This window comes from Pseudomonas sp. C9, from assembly GCF_002000165.1.
Lineage (GTDB): Bacteria > Pseudomonadota > Gammaproteobacteria > Pseudomonadales > Pseudomonadaceae > Aquipseudomonas.
This window is the reverse complement of sequence record NZ_MPAK01000001.1, coordinates 370119-381866: the sequence shown is the minus strand read 5'-3', so window position 1 is coordinate 381866 and position 11748 is coordinate 370119. Positions and strand designations below refer to the sequence as shown.

18 protein-coding genes are annotated in these 11748 nt (G+C 58.8%); 10 read left to right on the top strand and 8 right to left on the bottom strand.

The window, feature by feature from the left end; genetic code table 11:
• Positions 1-114 precede the first annotated feature (114 nt).
• The 6 genes from BMS17_RS01705 to BMS17_RS01680 all read left to right on the top strand — a co-directional run bounded on the left by BMS17_RS01705 (position 115) and on the right by BMS17_RS01680 (position 5817).
• Positions 115-1074 (top strand): AraC family transcriptional regulator, encoded by a 960-nt coding sequence (locus BMS17_RS01705; RefSeq protein WP_046027546.1) that lies wholly within the window; start codon positions 115-117, stop codon positions 1072-1074.
• A gap of 354 nt (positions 1075-1428) precedes the next feature.
• Positions 1429-2793 carry a benzoate 1,2-dioxygenase large subunit gene (gene benA, locus BMS17_RS01700; protein ID WP_046027544.1) on the top strand — a complete coding sequence of 455 codons (1365 nt, stop codon included), beginning with the start codon at positions 1429-1431 and terminating at the stop codon, positions 2791-2793.
• Entirely contained in the window at positions 2790-3278 is a 489-nt protein-coding gene (gene benB / locus BMS17_RS01695; RefSeq protein ID WP_046027537.1) for a benzoate 1,2-dioxygenase small subunit, read from the top strand. Before benA ends, benB begins: the two co-directional genes overlap by 4 nt.
• A gap of 10 nt (positions 3279-3288) precedes the next feature.
• Positions 3289-4302, top strand: coding sequence for a benzoate 1,2-dioxygenase electron transfer component BenC (gene benC, locus BMS17_RS01690; protein ID WP_046027535.1), 1014 nt, complete (start codon positions 3289-3291; stop codon positions 4300-4302).
• 7 nt (positions 4303-4309) lie between these two features.
• Positions 4310-5083: a 1,6-dihydroxycyclohexa-2,4-diene-1-carboxylate dehydrogenase gene (locus BMS17_RS01685; protein ID WP_077430273.1), complete on the top strand. Its 774-nt coding sequence runs from the start codon at positions 4310-4312 to the stop codon at positions 5081-5083.
• Positions 5084-5124: 41 nt separating this feature from the next.
• On the top strand, positions 5125-5817 hold the full coding sequence (locus BMS17_RS01680) for an alpha/beta hydrolase (RefSeq protein WP_046027532.1): 693 nt from the start codon (positions 5125-5127) through the stop codon (positions 5815-5817).
• Positions 5818-5823: 6 nt separating this feature from the next.
• Here the strand turns inward: BMS17_RS01680 and BMS17_RS01675 are convergent, their stop codons facing one another.
• The gene (locus tag BMS17_RS01675; RefSeq protein ID WP_046027530.1) at positions 5824-6186 is read right to left on the bottom strand and encodes an NUDIX hydrolase; all 363 of its coding nucleotides are present in this window, start codon (positions 6184-6186) and stop codon (positions 5824-5826) included.
• Positions 6187-6396: 210 nt separating this feature from the next.
• On the opposite strand from BMS17_RS01675, the gene BMS17_RS01670 reads away from it, so the two are divergent.
• Together BMS17_RS01670 and BMS17_RS01665 are read left to right on the top strand one after the other, a co-directional pair.
• Positions 6397-6594 carry an SPOR domain-containing protein gene (locus tag BMS17_RS01670; RefSeq protein WP_077430272.1) on the top strand — a complete coding sequence of 66 codons (198 nt, stop codon included), beginning with the start codon at positions 6397-6399 and terminating at the stop codon, positions 6592-6594.
• Positions 6595-6711: 117 nt separating this feature from the next.
• On the top strand, positions 6712-7059 hold the full coding sequence (locus BMS17_RS01665) for a hypothetical protein (protein ID WP_046027528.1): 348 nt from the start codon (positions 6712-6714) through the stop codon (positions 7057-7059).
• 23 nt (positions 7060-7082) lie between these two features.
• Here the strand turns inward: BMS17_RS01665 and osmE are convergent, their stop codons facing one another.
• Both osmE and BMS17_RS01655 read right to left on the bottom strand, forming a co-directional pair.
• Positions 7083-7430 (bottom strand): osmotically-inducible lipoprotein OsmE, encoded by a 348-nt coding sequence (gene osmE / locus BMS17_RS01660; RefSeq protein ID WP_046027527.1) that lies wholly within the window; start codon positions 7428-7430, stop codon positions 7083-7085.
• Positions 7431-7443: 13 nt separating this feature from the next.
• Positions 7444-7683, bottom strand: a complete 240-nt coding sequence (locus BMS17_RS01655; protein ID WP_046027524.1) for a hypothetical protein — start codon at positions 7681-7683, stop codon at positions 7444-7446.
• Between the two features lie 172 nt (positions 7684-7855).
• On the opposite strand from BMS17_RS01655, the gene BMS17_RS01650 reads away from it, so the two are divergent.
• A complete protein-coding gene (locus BMS17_RS01650; RefSeq protein ID WP_046027873.1) occupies positions 7856-8056 on the top strand; it encodes a hypothetical protein in 201 nt (66 codons plus the stop codon).
• Between the two features lie 91 nt (positions 8057-8147).
• Positions 8148-8483: a hypothetical protein gene (locus tag BMS17_RS01645; protein ID WP_046027522.1), complete on the top strand. Its 336-nt coding sequence runs from the start codon at positions 8148-8150 to the stop codon at positions 8481-8483.
• Positions 8484-8508: 25 nt separating this feature from the next.
• On the opposite strand, the gene BMS17_RS01640 is transcribed toward BMS17_RS01645, so the two are convergent.
• From BMS17_RS01640 to BMS17_RS01620, 5 genes are all read right to left on the bottom strand, one after another.
• Positions 8509-8742 carry a DUF6555 family protein gene (locus tag BMS17_RS01640; protein ID WP_077430271.1) on the bottom strand — a complete coding sequence of 78 codons (234 nt, stop codon included), beginning with the start codon at positions 8740-8742 and terminating at the stop codon, positions 8509-8511.
• Between the two features lie 116 nt (positions 8743-8858).
• On the bottom strand, positions 8859-9068 hold the full coding sequence (locus BMS17_RS01635; protein WP_046027520.1) for a hypothetical protein: 210 nt from the start codon (positions 9066-9068) through the stop codon (positions 8859-8861).
• A gap of 119 nt (positions 9069-9187) precedes the next feature.
• A complete protein-coding gene (locus tag BMS17_RS01630) occupies positions 9188-10543 on the bottom strand; it encodes an ATP-binding protein (protein ID WP_077430270.1) in 1356 nt (451 codons plus the stop codon).
• The gene (locus tag BMS17_RS01625; RefSeq protein ID WP_077430269.1) at positions 10519-11184 is read right to left on the bottom strand and encodes a response regulator transcription factor; all 666 of its coding nucleotides are present in this window, start codon (positions 11182-11184) and stop codon (positions 10519-10521) included. Before BMS17_RS01625 ends, BMS17_RS01630 begins: the two co-directional genes overlap by 25 nt.
• 106 nt (positions 11185-11290) lie before the next feature.
• Complete coding sequence (locus tag BMS17_RS01620; protein ID WP_077430268.1) at positions 11291-11728, bottom strand: hypothetical protein; 438 nt, start codon at positions 11726-11728, stop codon at positions 11291-11293.
• Positions 11729-11748 lie beyond the last annotated feature (20 nt).

Here is an 11748-nt window from a genome sequence, read left to right as displayed (position 1 = left end):
ATCTATGTTGATTGGCACTCTGTCATCGCGAGCAAGCTCGGCTCCCACAGGGATTTTCAGTCAATGTTCTAGAATGGAACTGACACCGCCGATAGTAACAACGAGAGTGACCCGATGATGCACGCGCAACTGTTGAGTCAGCGCAGCAGAGTATTCGACCATGCCGACCCTTATGCGGTCTCGGGTTACGTCAATCAGCATGTCGGCAACCATTGCATCCTGATGCCCAGGGGCGGCCGACCGCTGGCCAGCCTCGATCACCGCAAATTCGCCAGCCTGGACCTGTGCCGCATCAGTTACGGCGCCAGCGTGCGCGTGACGTCGGGCGCGCTCGACAGCATTTATCACCTGCAAGTGCTGCTGCGGGGCAACTGCCTTTCGCGCGGAAGGGGCGAGGACCATTACTTTGCACCGGGCGAGCTGTTGCTGATCAACCCCGATGAGCCGGTCGATCTGACCTACTCCGACGATTGCGAAAAATTCATCCTCAAAGTTCCCACCCGCTTGTTCGAGTCCGTGTGCGATGAACAGCGCTGGCGTTATCCGGGGCAGGGCGTGCGGTTTCTGGAGAACCGTTATCAGCTCGATGAACTGGAAGGTTTTGTCAGCCTGCTGGCGATGATTTGCCAGGAAGCCGAGGCCACCGAACAGATTCCCCGGGTGCAGGAGCATTACGCGCAGATCATCGTCAGCAAGATGCTCAGCCTGATGAAAACCAACGTGATCCGCACCAGCCCGAGTGCGCCGTCGGCCACGTTCGAGGCGATTGCCGATTACATCGCACGCCACCTCAAACAAGACATCGATAGTGAAGAGCTGGCACGCCAGGCGCGGATGAGCCTGCGGTCGTTGTATGGGTTGTTCGAACGCAACGCGGGCACTTCACCGCAAAACTACATCCGGCAGAAGAAACTCGAACGCATCCACCTGTGCCTGAGTGATCCGACGTGCAACGTGCGCAACGTCACGGAAGTGGCCATGGATTATGGCTTCCTGCACTTGGGACGGTTCTCCGACAGCTACCGCAAACAGTTCGGCGAGTTGCCGTCCGACACCCTCAAACGCCGCCATTGACAGACCGCCAAACCCTCGTAACAGCCGAGCTTGTAGCAGCTGTCGAGCTTGCGAGGCTGCGTTCGAGTGCGCAGCGCTCGCCGAGGAGCAATGCGGTCTGGCTGAAATATCGTGGGAAGCATTCTGCGAGTGCTGCGCACTCGAACGCAGCCTCGCAAGCTCGACAGCTGCTACACGCAGCCTCGCAAGCTCGACAGCTGCTACACGCAGGCACGCAAGCTCGGCAGCTGCTACATGAATCTGTGCATTCAATGCTGCACTAAACGGATACACGTCTGCACCCAACGGATAGTCCGTCATTCCCCCGCGTCCTAGCATGGCCCTGCCTGAATAAAAACAATGGAGGCGGCGGCCATGTCCCTGCGACCCGAATACCTTCACTCCCTGCTTGAAGATGACAAGGAAAACGGCATCTATCGCTGCAAGCGCGAGATGTTCACCGACCCCCGGTTGTTCGATCTGGAGATGAAACACATCTTCGAAGGCAACTGGCTGTACCTGGCCCACGACAGTCAGATCCCCAACGTCAACGATTTTTACACCACCACCATGGGGCGCCAGTCGATCTTCATCGCGCGCAACAAGGACGGTGTGCTCAACGCCTTTATCAATGCCTGCAGCCATCGCGGTGCGACGCTGTGCCGGCACAAAACCGGCAACAAAAGCTCCTACACCTGCCCCTTCCACGGCTGGACCTTCAATAACTCCGGCAAGTTGCTCAAGGTCAAAGACCCGGCGGCGGCTGGCTACCCGGCGAGCTTCAATTGCGAAGGCTCCCACGACCTGACCAAAGTCGCGCGGTTCGAGTCCTATCGCGGTTTCCTGTTCGGCAGCCTCAAGGCCGATGTGGTGCCCTTGGTTGAACACCTCGGCGAGTCAGCAAAAATCATCGACATGATCGTCGACCAGTCCACCGATGGCCTGGAAGTGCTGCGCGGTTCTTCGAGCTACATCTACGAAGGCAACTGGAAACTCACCGCCGAAAACGGCGCCGACGGTTACCACGTCAGCTCCGTGCACTGGAACTACGCAGCCACCCAAAACCAGCGCAAGCAGCGCGAGGCCGGTGACAGCAATCCGACCATGAGTGCCGGCACCTGGGCCAAGCAGGGCGGTGGTTTCTATTCCTTCGACAAGGGCCATATGTTGCTCTGGACCCGTTGGTCCAACCCCGAAGACCGTCCGCTGTACGAGCGCCGTGATGAGTTGGCCCAGGACTTCGGCCAGGCCCGCGCCGACTGGATGATCGAGAACTCGCGCAACCTGTGCCTGTACCCCAACGTGTACCTGATGGACCAGTTCAGTTCGCAAATCCGCATCGCCCGGCCGATCTCGGTCAACCGCACGGAAATCACCATTTACTGCATCGCCCCCAAAGGTGAGAGCGACCACGCCCGGTCGAGCCGGATTCGCCAGTACGAGGATTTCTTCAACGTCAGCGGCATGGCCACCCCGGATGATCTGGAGGAGTTTCGCTCGTGCCAGACCAGCTACCAGGGCAGCGTCACCACCTGGAATGACATGTCCCGGGGCGCCGAACACTGGATCGAAGGCGCGGACGAGGCGGCCAAAGAGATCGACCTGCATCCGCTGCTCAGCGGCGTGCGCACCGAAGACGAAGGCCTGTTTGTGCTGCAACACAAGTATTGGCAGGACACGATGCTCAAGGCCCTGGCCACTGAACAGAGCGAATTGATTGCCGTGGAGGCCGTGCAATGACCATCTCCTACGACGCCGTGCGCGATTTTCTTTATCGCGAAGCACGCTACCTCGATGACAAGCAGTGGGACGACTGGCTGGAACTGTACGCTGCCGATGCCTCGTTCTGGATGCCGTCCTGGGACGACAACGACGAGCTGACCGAAGACCCCCAGCGGGAAATCTCGCTGATCTGGTACGGCAACCGCACCGGCCTGGAAGACCGCATCTTCCGCATCAAGACCGAGCGTTCCAGTGCGAGCATTCCGGACACCCGGACTTCGCACAACCTCAGCAACATCGAGCTGCTCGAACAAGCGGATGGCCTGTGCAAGGTGCGCTTCAACTGGCACACCCTGAGCTTTCGCTACAAGACCGTCGACAGCTATTTCGGCAGCAGTTTCTACACCCTTGATGTGCGCGGTCAGAACCCGCTGATCAAGGCCAAGAAAGTGATCTTGAAGAACGATTACGTTCGCCAGGTCATCGATGTCTACCACTTGTGAGGCGCCCGTCATGACTCATTCCATTGCGTTCAATTTTGAAGACGGCGTCACCCGGTTCATCGACGCCAATGTCGGCGAAACGGTCGCCGATGCCGCGTACCGCCAAGGCATCAATATTCCGCTGGATTGCCGCGATGGCGCCTGCGGCACCTGCAAGTGCTTTGCCGAAGCGGGTCGTTATGACTTGGGCGAGGACTACATCGAAGACGCCCTCAGCCCTGAAGAGGCGGAGCAAGGTTTTGTCCTGACCTGCCAGATGCGCGCCCAGAGCGATTGCGTGGTGCGGGTGCCGACGTCCTCGCAGGTTTGCCGCACCCGCCAGGCCAGCTACGACGCCACGATCAGCGCGGTGCGGCAGCTCTCCGACAGCACCATCGCGTTATCGATCAAGGGTGAAGCGTTGAGCAAACTGGCGTTCCTGCCGGGGCAATACGTCAACCTCGGGATTCCGGGCAGCGAGCAGACGCGGGCCTATTCGTTCAGTTCGTTGCAGCGCGACGGCGAGGTCAGTTTCCTGATTCGCAACGTGCCCGGTGGCCTGATGAGCAGTTTCCTCACCAACATGGCCAGGGCCGGCGACAGCATGAGCCTGGCCGGGCCGTTGGGCAGCTTCTACCTGCGCGACATCCGCCGCCCGTTGTTGCTGCTGGCCGGCGGTACAGGGCTGGCACCGTTCACGGCGATGCTGGAAAAAATCGCCGAGCAGGGCAGTGAACATCCGCTGCATTTGATCTACGGCGTGACCAACGATTTCGATCTGGTGGAGCTTGATCGCCTCGAAGCGTTTGCCGCACGCATCCCGAACTTCAGTTACAGCGCCTGCGTGGCCAATCCCGACAGTCAGCACCCACTCAAGGGCTACGTGACGCAGCACATCGAGCCCCGGCATTTGAACGAGGGCGACGTCGACGTCTACCTGTGCGGCCCGCCGCCGATGGTCGAGGCGGTCAGTCAATTCATTCGCGAACAAGGCATCCAGCCAGCGAATTTTTATTATGAGAAGTTTGCCGCCAGCGCGGCCTGAGGTCGTCATGAACAGATTTCACGAAAAAGTCGTGCTGATTACCGGTGCTGCGCAAGGCATCGGTCGGCGGGTGGCCGAACGCATGGCCGCCGAAGGGGCGCGGTTGATCCTGGTCGACCGCTCCGAGCATGTCTTCGAAGTACAGCAGCAGTTGGGGCAGGGCAGTCAGGTGCTGGCCCTGACCGCAGACCTTGAGCAATACGGCGAATGCAGTCGTGTAATGCGCACCGCCGTCGAGCGTTTCGGGCGCCTGGACGTGCTGGTCAACAACGTCGGCGGGACGATCTGGGCCAAGCCGTTCGAGCACTACGAAGAGCAGCAGATCGAGGCAGAAGTCCGGCGTTCGCTGTTCCCGACGCTGTGGTGCTGTCATGCGGCACTGCCGTTCATGCTGGAGCAGGGCAGTGGCGCCATCGTCAACGTTTCGTCGATTGCCACGCGCAGCATCAACCGCGTGCCGTATGGCGCGGCGAAAGGGGGGGTGAATGCACTGACCGCCTGCCTGGCGTTCGAAACCGCCGGTCGCGGGGTTCGGGTCAACGCGACCGCGCCCGGCGGTACCGAAGCGCCACCTAGGGTCATTGCCCGCAACAATGCCGAGCAAAGCGCGGAAGAAAAGGTCTGGTATCAGCAGATCGTCGAACAGACGCTCGACAGCAGTTTGATGAAGCGCTACGGCACGCTGGATGAACAGGCCGGGGCTATTCTGTTTCTGGCCAGCGACGAGGCGTCGTACATCACCGGCATGATCATGCCGGTCGGTGGCGGCGACCAGGGCTGACGCGGCTCACTAAAACCTACCCATGAACAGGAGTCATCGTCATGAGTGACAGACCCACGATTGTGCTAGTACACGGTTTTTGGGGTGGCGCAGCCCACTGGAACAAGGTCATCGCCGAACTGCTGAGAAAGGGTTACACGAACATCCGCGCGGTCGAGATGCCGCTGACTTCCCTGGCTGACGATGCAGAGCGCACCCGCAAAATGGTCGCCCAGGTGCCGGGGCCGGTGTTGCTGGTGGGGCATTCCTATGGCGGCGCCGTGATCACCGAGGCGGGCGATCAGCCGAACGTGGTGGGGCTGGTGTACATCGCAGCCTTCGCCCCGGACGCTGGTGAAAGTCCCGGCAGCATCACTCACCAGCATCCACCGGCTGCGGCGGCGAACCTGGCCCCTGACAGCGATGGGTATTTGTGGGTCAAGCCGGAGTTGTATCACGAGAGTTTTTGCCAGGACTTACCTGCGTCCGAAGGCCTGGTGATGGGTATCACCCAGAAAGCACCGCTGGCCAGCACCTTCGGCGACACCATCAGCACCGTGGCCTGGAAGAACAAACCGTCGTGGTATCAGGTCTCCAGCGATGACCGGATGATCGCGCCGCAAAATCAGCAATGGATGGCTGGACGGCTGAATGCCAGGGAGATCCTGACCTTGAACGCCGGTCATGCGTCGCTGGCCTCAATGCCGGTCGAGGTTGCCGCGTTCATCGACAAGGCCGCGACGGCCCTGGCCTGAATACGCTTACAGGCGACGCCGAAATGCTTTGATGATCTGGCGAGTGGCATCGCTGGTGCTCAGGTTGTCGACCGTCTCCAGTGGATGCCAGATGCAGTCGACGATTTCATTTTGTGGCCGGGCCTGCTCAAGGTTCGGTGCCGATGCTTCATAGACATGGTGGCGGGTGCTGCCGGACTCCAGTTCCATGAGGTACAGCAGGTGGTCGGCGCCAAGGCCGGTTTCTTCCTCAAGTTCACGCAGGGCGGCGCCGCCTGTCGTTTCGCCGGGCTCGACTTTCCCGCCGGGCAAGCTCCAGCGACACCTGGGTTTGCGCACCAGCAGAACATGCCGATCCTGCTCGCAAATAACCGTTGCACGTACTTTCATTCGTTACCTGATAGTCGCTGTCACAAAAAAGACATCAAAATGCAACATTCGGGCCGAACCCCCTGTTTCAAGGGTTAGAGCGATGGCCTTCGCGTAAAGTGCCATCGGGTGCTGGAAAACTGGCGCGACGTCTGGTTGGCACCTGGACAAAGGTCAGGTGTAAGGTAATCAGGTCAATCGTCAATTCTCACTGCCGAACAGGAGGTGACCATGAGCGTTCCGATGCTGAATAAAATGCGCATGAACGGTTATGAAGTACTCAGTGTGAACAACGGCCCCTGGCGGGTGTGCACCCAAGGTGATCGGCTGGGAGCTTTTAGCAGCCGGGAAGAAGCACTGGCGTATGCCGCGTCGCTTCCCGCCTATAGGGCAAGAGCGACACGAGCGCCAAGTCAGAAATCCGAATGACAGCCCATTTGAAGCCCCGGAATTCTGGGGCTTTTTTTGTCACGGAACCGAGGATGGAGGATTTGAAACGCGACATTTGAGTGATAGGGTGGCCGCTTTCACTCCAAGGAAGAACCCATGTTGAAAGGGCGCTGGATGTCGCTGCTCGTGTTGTCTGCACTCGGTTTGGCTTGCACGAACGCGGCTCAAGCGCAGACTCTCGGCGAAATACAAACGACTCCGCACGTGTGCGATGTCTTCCGTGTATTGGCCGGATCGATCATGCAGTCTCGTCAGAATGATGAGTCAAAGGCCAGTTTGCTGGCAGTAAAATCGGGCAACCCGGACCATGACAAATTGGGCGCCATGTTAATCAACGACGCATACAGCCTGCCCGTTCGCGGTTCTCAAGAGCAAAAGAACGAGGCAATCAATGCCTTCGCCGATAAATGGCGCGATACCTGTAACAAGCCGGTTTCCGGCTAGCAGGTTTGGCAGTCCACGTTCGATCAGTAGCCGCCGCCACCCGAGCGGGTAGGTTCCCTCGCCCTTTCTTGGGCGTGACTCCACTCCGCACAGGTCATAAAGCTTTTGTGGTCGACCTGGCCGTTGCCATCGAAACTGATGCTGTACGGTTGATGCTGGCCAGCCTGCGTTAACCGGTAATCAAAACAGGTGCCAGGTACCACCGTGCGGTCGGTAATCGAGGCAGGCTGACCGCCAATTTGCTGCACTTGATCCTTGTTCATTCCCGTCTCGACCTTGGCGACCAGCGGTTGGGCACCGTAGATGTGTTCCTCGGTGCTGCAGCCACCCACCGCCAGTACAACCACCAGCGTGAACAAAGGCTTGTTCATTGCAACGCTCCTGTCAGTGGGCTTTCGTTCGGCTGATCACCTTCGCTTTGACTTCTTCGGCATAGCCCGCCAGTCGTTCTTCATCACCCTGAAACAACGCACACAACCTGAGAATCGCTTGCGCATCTACGTCATTACCGGCCAGGCGCAGCTGTTTTTCAATTCGCAGCAGTTCTACCGCCGACCACCTCAAATCCGACGCAATGCCTTGTAGGGCACGGCGAAGTTCGTTTTCGTCTTTGTTAAGCCACATGACGACCTCCTGCATGTCTCGCCAAGAAAGATTAGTCCGATTTGGCCCGATGCGGCGTTTGTTCGTCCGTGAGGCAGGAGGTGGGTCCATTGGTCGGGAAAATGAGGGCAAGAGGCCCAGGTGGATGTCGTACGAAGGTCAGTGCCATTTCACCAGGGCGAGGCCACCCCCAATGAGCAATACCGACGATTTCAGATTTCACGCCCAGGAGTTGATTGTTGATCTGGATGCCGCCACCACTGAGATGATGAAGCTGATTTCGGCTCACCAGTTCAGCGGCCCGGAGTGGGATCGGGTCACGCAATGGCAGCATGAGGCGTATGAACGGTGGATGGCCTATCTGAACGAAAGAACCTATCCAGTCCCCCAATGAAAACAATGCCGCGCATTAAGTTGTGTGCAATAGATGGATGTCCGGACGGCGAAGCGTTACATTTCGCGTTTTTACGGGATAAGGATGCGTCATGCGGATGTTGATTGGGGGAGTAACGCTGGCAATGCTGGCGGGTTGTTCATTGCCGGCGTCGGTGGTGCCGGGTGAACCGAACGTCAGCAAATACAGTAAGAAGCCGCCAAAAGAGCTGGCCGCGTGCATCTTGCCGGTGTGGCAGAAAGAAGTTTCGAATACGACTCAGGTCGGCATTTCCAACGGCTACCGAATCAAGGCGCCGAGCATCATCACGGCGGATGAAGTGCTGGACATCGTCAAGTACAAGGACGGCAGCCGGGTTTCGCTGTATCAGGGGCCGCCTTGGGCCAAGTCCGACGCGATGCGCAAGGCAGTGAAGAACTGTTTGTAAGTTGAAAGGGCGCGTTCCGGTCTCGTCAATCGGGTAATTTTACCCAGCTGACGTCGGTCAAACCTTTTGCTTGCGCATGCCTTCGAAGCGCCGCGTCGTTTTGTTGATCGTGATTTTGCCCATACGAAAGCCCAATCCCTGAATGCAGGCAGGCGTAATACCAAGCGTCTGCGGGGTGCATGTGCGTGTCCGACTGCACAAAAGTGTGCCGCTCATCATTGAGGCAGTACGTGATTTGAAAGTAGCGAGTGCGAGTCATCCAATCCTCCAGGTGCTGCCACTACGACATTAATGGCGTAGTGCCAGTTCCCTTCGGATTCGGACTTCTGATTGCGCGAACAAAAACGGACAGGGACTCAGCGAGACGCACGCGGGTCACTGAGGTTTGTCCTGTTGAGTGCGCCCGGTTTTACGTCGATCCGTGCCTGTCGGATGACCGAGGTCTATCAGTCGTCTTTCAACCAGAATGTTTTCGAGTGCCTGGCGCGAGGCGGGATCCATTTGGTGTTCTCGCGCCTTGAGCTCCAGCAGGATCGGGCTCGACCAGGCGCGATAGGTTTTTTCGGCGTTGCGAACGGACGTCATCAATCTCTCCTTGATCAGTCAACCCAATCCATAAGCAGGGGCATTTGATTGCGTAGAGACCTTAGTTGAGGATTCGGTTTTTTGCCACTGCAGTCGCACTGTAATGGTGCGCTCCCTTCCTATTGTTTACCGGCGCTCAGCCATACCGACACACACAATCCGTTTTTGTTTATCTCATCCGTATACCCCATTTGAACCCGCGCGCCCGTGCGGTCTGCTATTGCCTTGACGATCGACAACCCCAACCCGGAACCCGCTTCATCGGTCCCCAGGCTGCGATAAAACGGATCGAATACCCGCGTTTGTTCCAGCAGGGAAATTCCCGGTCCCGAGTCCTTGACCTGCAACATCACCAGCCCTTGCACACGCTCAACCGACAGGTCGATACGCCCGCCTTCGGGGGTATAACGGATGGCGTTGTCCACCAGATTCTTCACCAGGATCACCAGATCCGTTTCGTTGATAATCACCTGTACGTCTTCAATGCTCTCCACACCGATGTCGAGGTGCTTTCGCTCTGCCAGCGGCAATAAATCTTCCAGTACCCGCCGATAGATTTCATGCACGCAAACGGCGGACTGCGCTCGATGGGAGTCTGATTGTGCAGTGGCCAGCGTCAGCAGTTGATCGATCAGTTTTCGGCTGCGATCGATGCCCAGTGACAAGGGCAACAAACGCTCGCGGGCGGGTGCCGGCATGTCGGTGGCGGCCAGTCGCTCGGCTTGCAAGGACAGGGCGGTCATGGGGGAGCGCAGTTCATGGGCGGCGTCGGCGACAAAGCGGCGCTGGGCGTCCATCGACTGCGCGACGCGCTCGAGCAAGCGGTTGATGGCCACCACGAAAGGACGGACTTCCGTTGGCAAATGGTGTTCGTCGATGGGGTGCAAGGCCTGCTCGTCGCGCTGGTCGATTTCGGTCGAGAGCGTGGCAATCGGGCGGAACAGCTTGCGCACCAGATCGCCGACCACCAGCAACAGCACCGGAAACAGGATCAAAAACGGCAGCAGACTGCGCCAGGCGCTTTCGCGAGCCTCCTTGTCGCGGATACCGGTTTCCTGAGCGACGACAATACGTTCGCCCTGGGTGGTGGTCTTGACCAGGACACGAAAATCCTCGCCTGCGACATTCAACGTCGACAGGCCATCGGCCAATGTCGTGGGGAAGGGCAGCGGCAGCGTGGCGTCATCGTTGCCGAGGGCTTTGCTGCCGTCGGCCAGGTATTGCACGATTACCCTGGATTCTTCGTTGTCATCGTCGACCTTATTGCCCACGGGATAGCGCGGGGTCATGTGTTGGCGATCAACCAGCACGGCCACCTGACGCAAGGTGTCGTCCTGCATTTCGTGGGCCTCGTCGAACGCCGAGACGAACGCAAAAACCCCGGCCACGACAGCAACGATCAGGATGGCCAGCGACAGCGTGACGGACAGCCGCAGTTGTACCGAGTCACTCAAGCGCTTTTTGAAACCATCCATCCCATTCCCCTGACGTTCTTGATGACATGGTTGCCAAGCTTGCGCCGCAACGCGTGAATCAGAAATTCCACCGCGTTGCTTTCCACTTCGTTGCCCCAGCCATAGAGGCGGTCTTCGAGCTCGCTACGCGAGAGAATCGCGCCGGGCCGAATCAACAGGGCTTGCAACAGGGCGAACTCACGACTGGACAGCTGGACATCGCGGTCCTGTTCGGTGCTGGCTTGCTTGGATATCAGGTCCAGTGCCACCACGCCGTTGTCGAGCACGGACAGGGCGTTGCCACCGTTGCGCCGCAATACCGCGCGCATCCGGGCCAGCAATTCTGACAAGTCGAAGGGTTTGACCAGGTAATCGTCGGCACCGCCGTCGAGGCCGCGCAGGCGATCTTCGAGGTTGTCGCGCGCGGTGATGATCAGCAACGGCACCGGGTTTTTGCGGCCACGGATGCTGTCGAGTACATCCAGCCCGTCCTTGCCCGGCAAACCGAGGTCCAGCAGCACCAGGTCATAGTGTTGAGCCTCCAGCGCCGTGAGCGCGGTGAGACCGTTTTTCACCCAGTCGACGGCATAGCTCGCATCATTCAGGGCGCCCTGAATGGCATCGCCAATCATCGGGTCGTCTTCGACCAGCAATATCCGCATGTCCTGCTCCGTAAAAAAGGCGCGGCGGTCATGACCGTCGCGCCTGTATTGAAGCACCTGCACCAGGGTTTGTCCGCCGCCGGATGACGGCGGCTAGCGGGCCCGGTCAGGCGTTGCCTTTCATCGAGTCGAAGGCCTTCATTAAGTCATCCATTGTGGCTTTGCATTCAGCCTGTTTCGGGCTGCTGGCGCGCAAGGCGTCGAGTGCATGGTCAATGGCTTTATCCACGACATGCCAATCGCTGGCGGCCCGAGGCTTGATGCCGGCCTCGGCGGAGTCCCAGGACGTTTCCAGGTCCTTGATCCGGGCTTTGGCCCCAGGCAGGTCATTTTTGTCGACAAGGGCGGTCACATCGGCGGCGATGTTACGAAACTCTGACAGGTCACCCAGTTTGGTGCCTGACTGGCTTGTGCTGCTCATCGAACTGGAAGCGACGCCTGTATTGGGTTTGTCAGCCGGTTTGGAGCAACCGCTGGCCAGGCTCAGCAGGCAGATGGACGAGACGATCGCGGCGTGACGAATAAGGGTTTGAAAGTGGCGCATGAAGATTCCTTGATTGGCGT

Bases quoted from the DNA above. Each gene is read 5' to 3' on its own strand.
- BMS17_RS01705 (WP_046027546.1), top strand. From the start codon at position 115: ATGATGCACGCGCAACTGTTGAGTCAGCGCAGCAGAGTATTCGACCAT.
- benA (WP_046027544.1), top strand. From the start codon at position 1,429: ATGTCCCTGCGACCCGAATACCTTCACTCCCTGCTTGAAGATGACAAG.
- benB (WP_046027537.1), top strand. From the start codon at position 2,790: ATGACCATCTCCTACGACGCCGTGCGCGATTTTCTTTATCGCGAAGCA.
- benC (WP_046027535.1), top strand. From the start codon at position 3,289: ATGACTCATTCCATTGCGTTCAATTTTGAAGACGGCGTCACCCGGTTC.
- BMS17_RS01685 (WP_077430273.1), top strand. From the start codon at position 4,310: ATGAACAGATTTCACGAAAAAGTCGTGCTGATTACCGGTGCTGCGCAA.
- BMS17_RS01680 (WP_046027532.1), top strand. From the start codon at position 5,125: ATGAGTGACAGACCCACGATTGTGCTAGTACACGGTTTTTGGGGTGGC.
- BMS17_RS01675 (WP_046027530.1), bottom strand. From the start codon at position 6,186: ATGAAAGTACGTGCAACGGTTATTTGCGAGCAGGATCGGCATGTTCTG.
- BMS17_RS01670 (WP_077430272.1), top strand. From the start codon at position 6,397: ATGAGCGTTCCGATGCTGAATAAAATGCGCATGAACGGTTATGAAGTA.
- BMS17_RS01665 (WP_046027528.1), top strand. From the start codon at position 6,712: ATGTTGAAAGGGCGCTGGATGTCGCTGCTCGTGTTGTCTGCACTCGGT.
- osmE (WP_046027527.1), bottom strand. From the start codon at position 7,430: ATGAACAAGCCTTTGTTCACGCTGGTGGTTGTACTGGCGGTGGGTGGC.
- BMS17_RS01655 (WP_046027524.1), bottom strand. From the start codon at position 7,683: ATGTGGCTTAACAAAGACGAAAACGAACTTCGCCGTGCCCTACAAGGC.
- BMS17_RS01650 (WP_046027873.1), top strand. From the start codon at position 7,856: ATGAGCAATACCGACGATTTCAGATTTCACGCCCAGGAGTTGATTGTT.
- BMS17_RS01645 (WP_046027522.1), top strand. From the start codon at position 8,148: ATGCGGATGTTGATTGGGGGAGTAACGCTGGCAATGCTGGCGGGTTGT.
- BMS17_RS01640 (WP_077430271.1), bottom strand. From the start codon at position 8,742: ATGACTCGCACTCGCTACTTTCAAATCACGTACTGCCTCAATGATGAG.
- BMS17_RS01635 (WP_046027520.1), bottom strand. From the start codon at position 9,068: ATGACGTCCGTTCGCAACGCCGAAAAAACCTATCGCGCCTGGTCGAGC.
- BMS17_RS01630 (WP_077430270.1), bottom strand. From the start codon at position 10,543: ATGGATGGTTTCAAAAAGCGCTTGAGTGACTCGGTACAACTGCGGCTG.
- BMS17_RS01625 (WP_077430269.1), bottom strand. From the start codon at position 11,184: ATGCGGATATTGCTGGTCGAAGACGACCCGATGATTGGCGATGCCATT.
- BMS17_RS01620 (WP_077430268.1), bottom strand. From the start codon at position 11,728: ATGCGCCACTTTCAAACCCTTATTCGTCACGCCGCGATCGTCTCGTCC.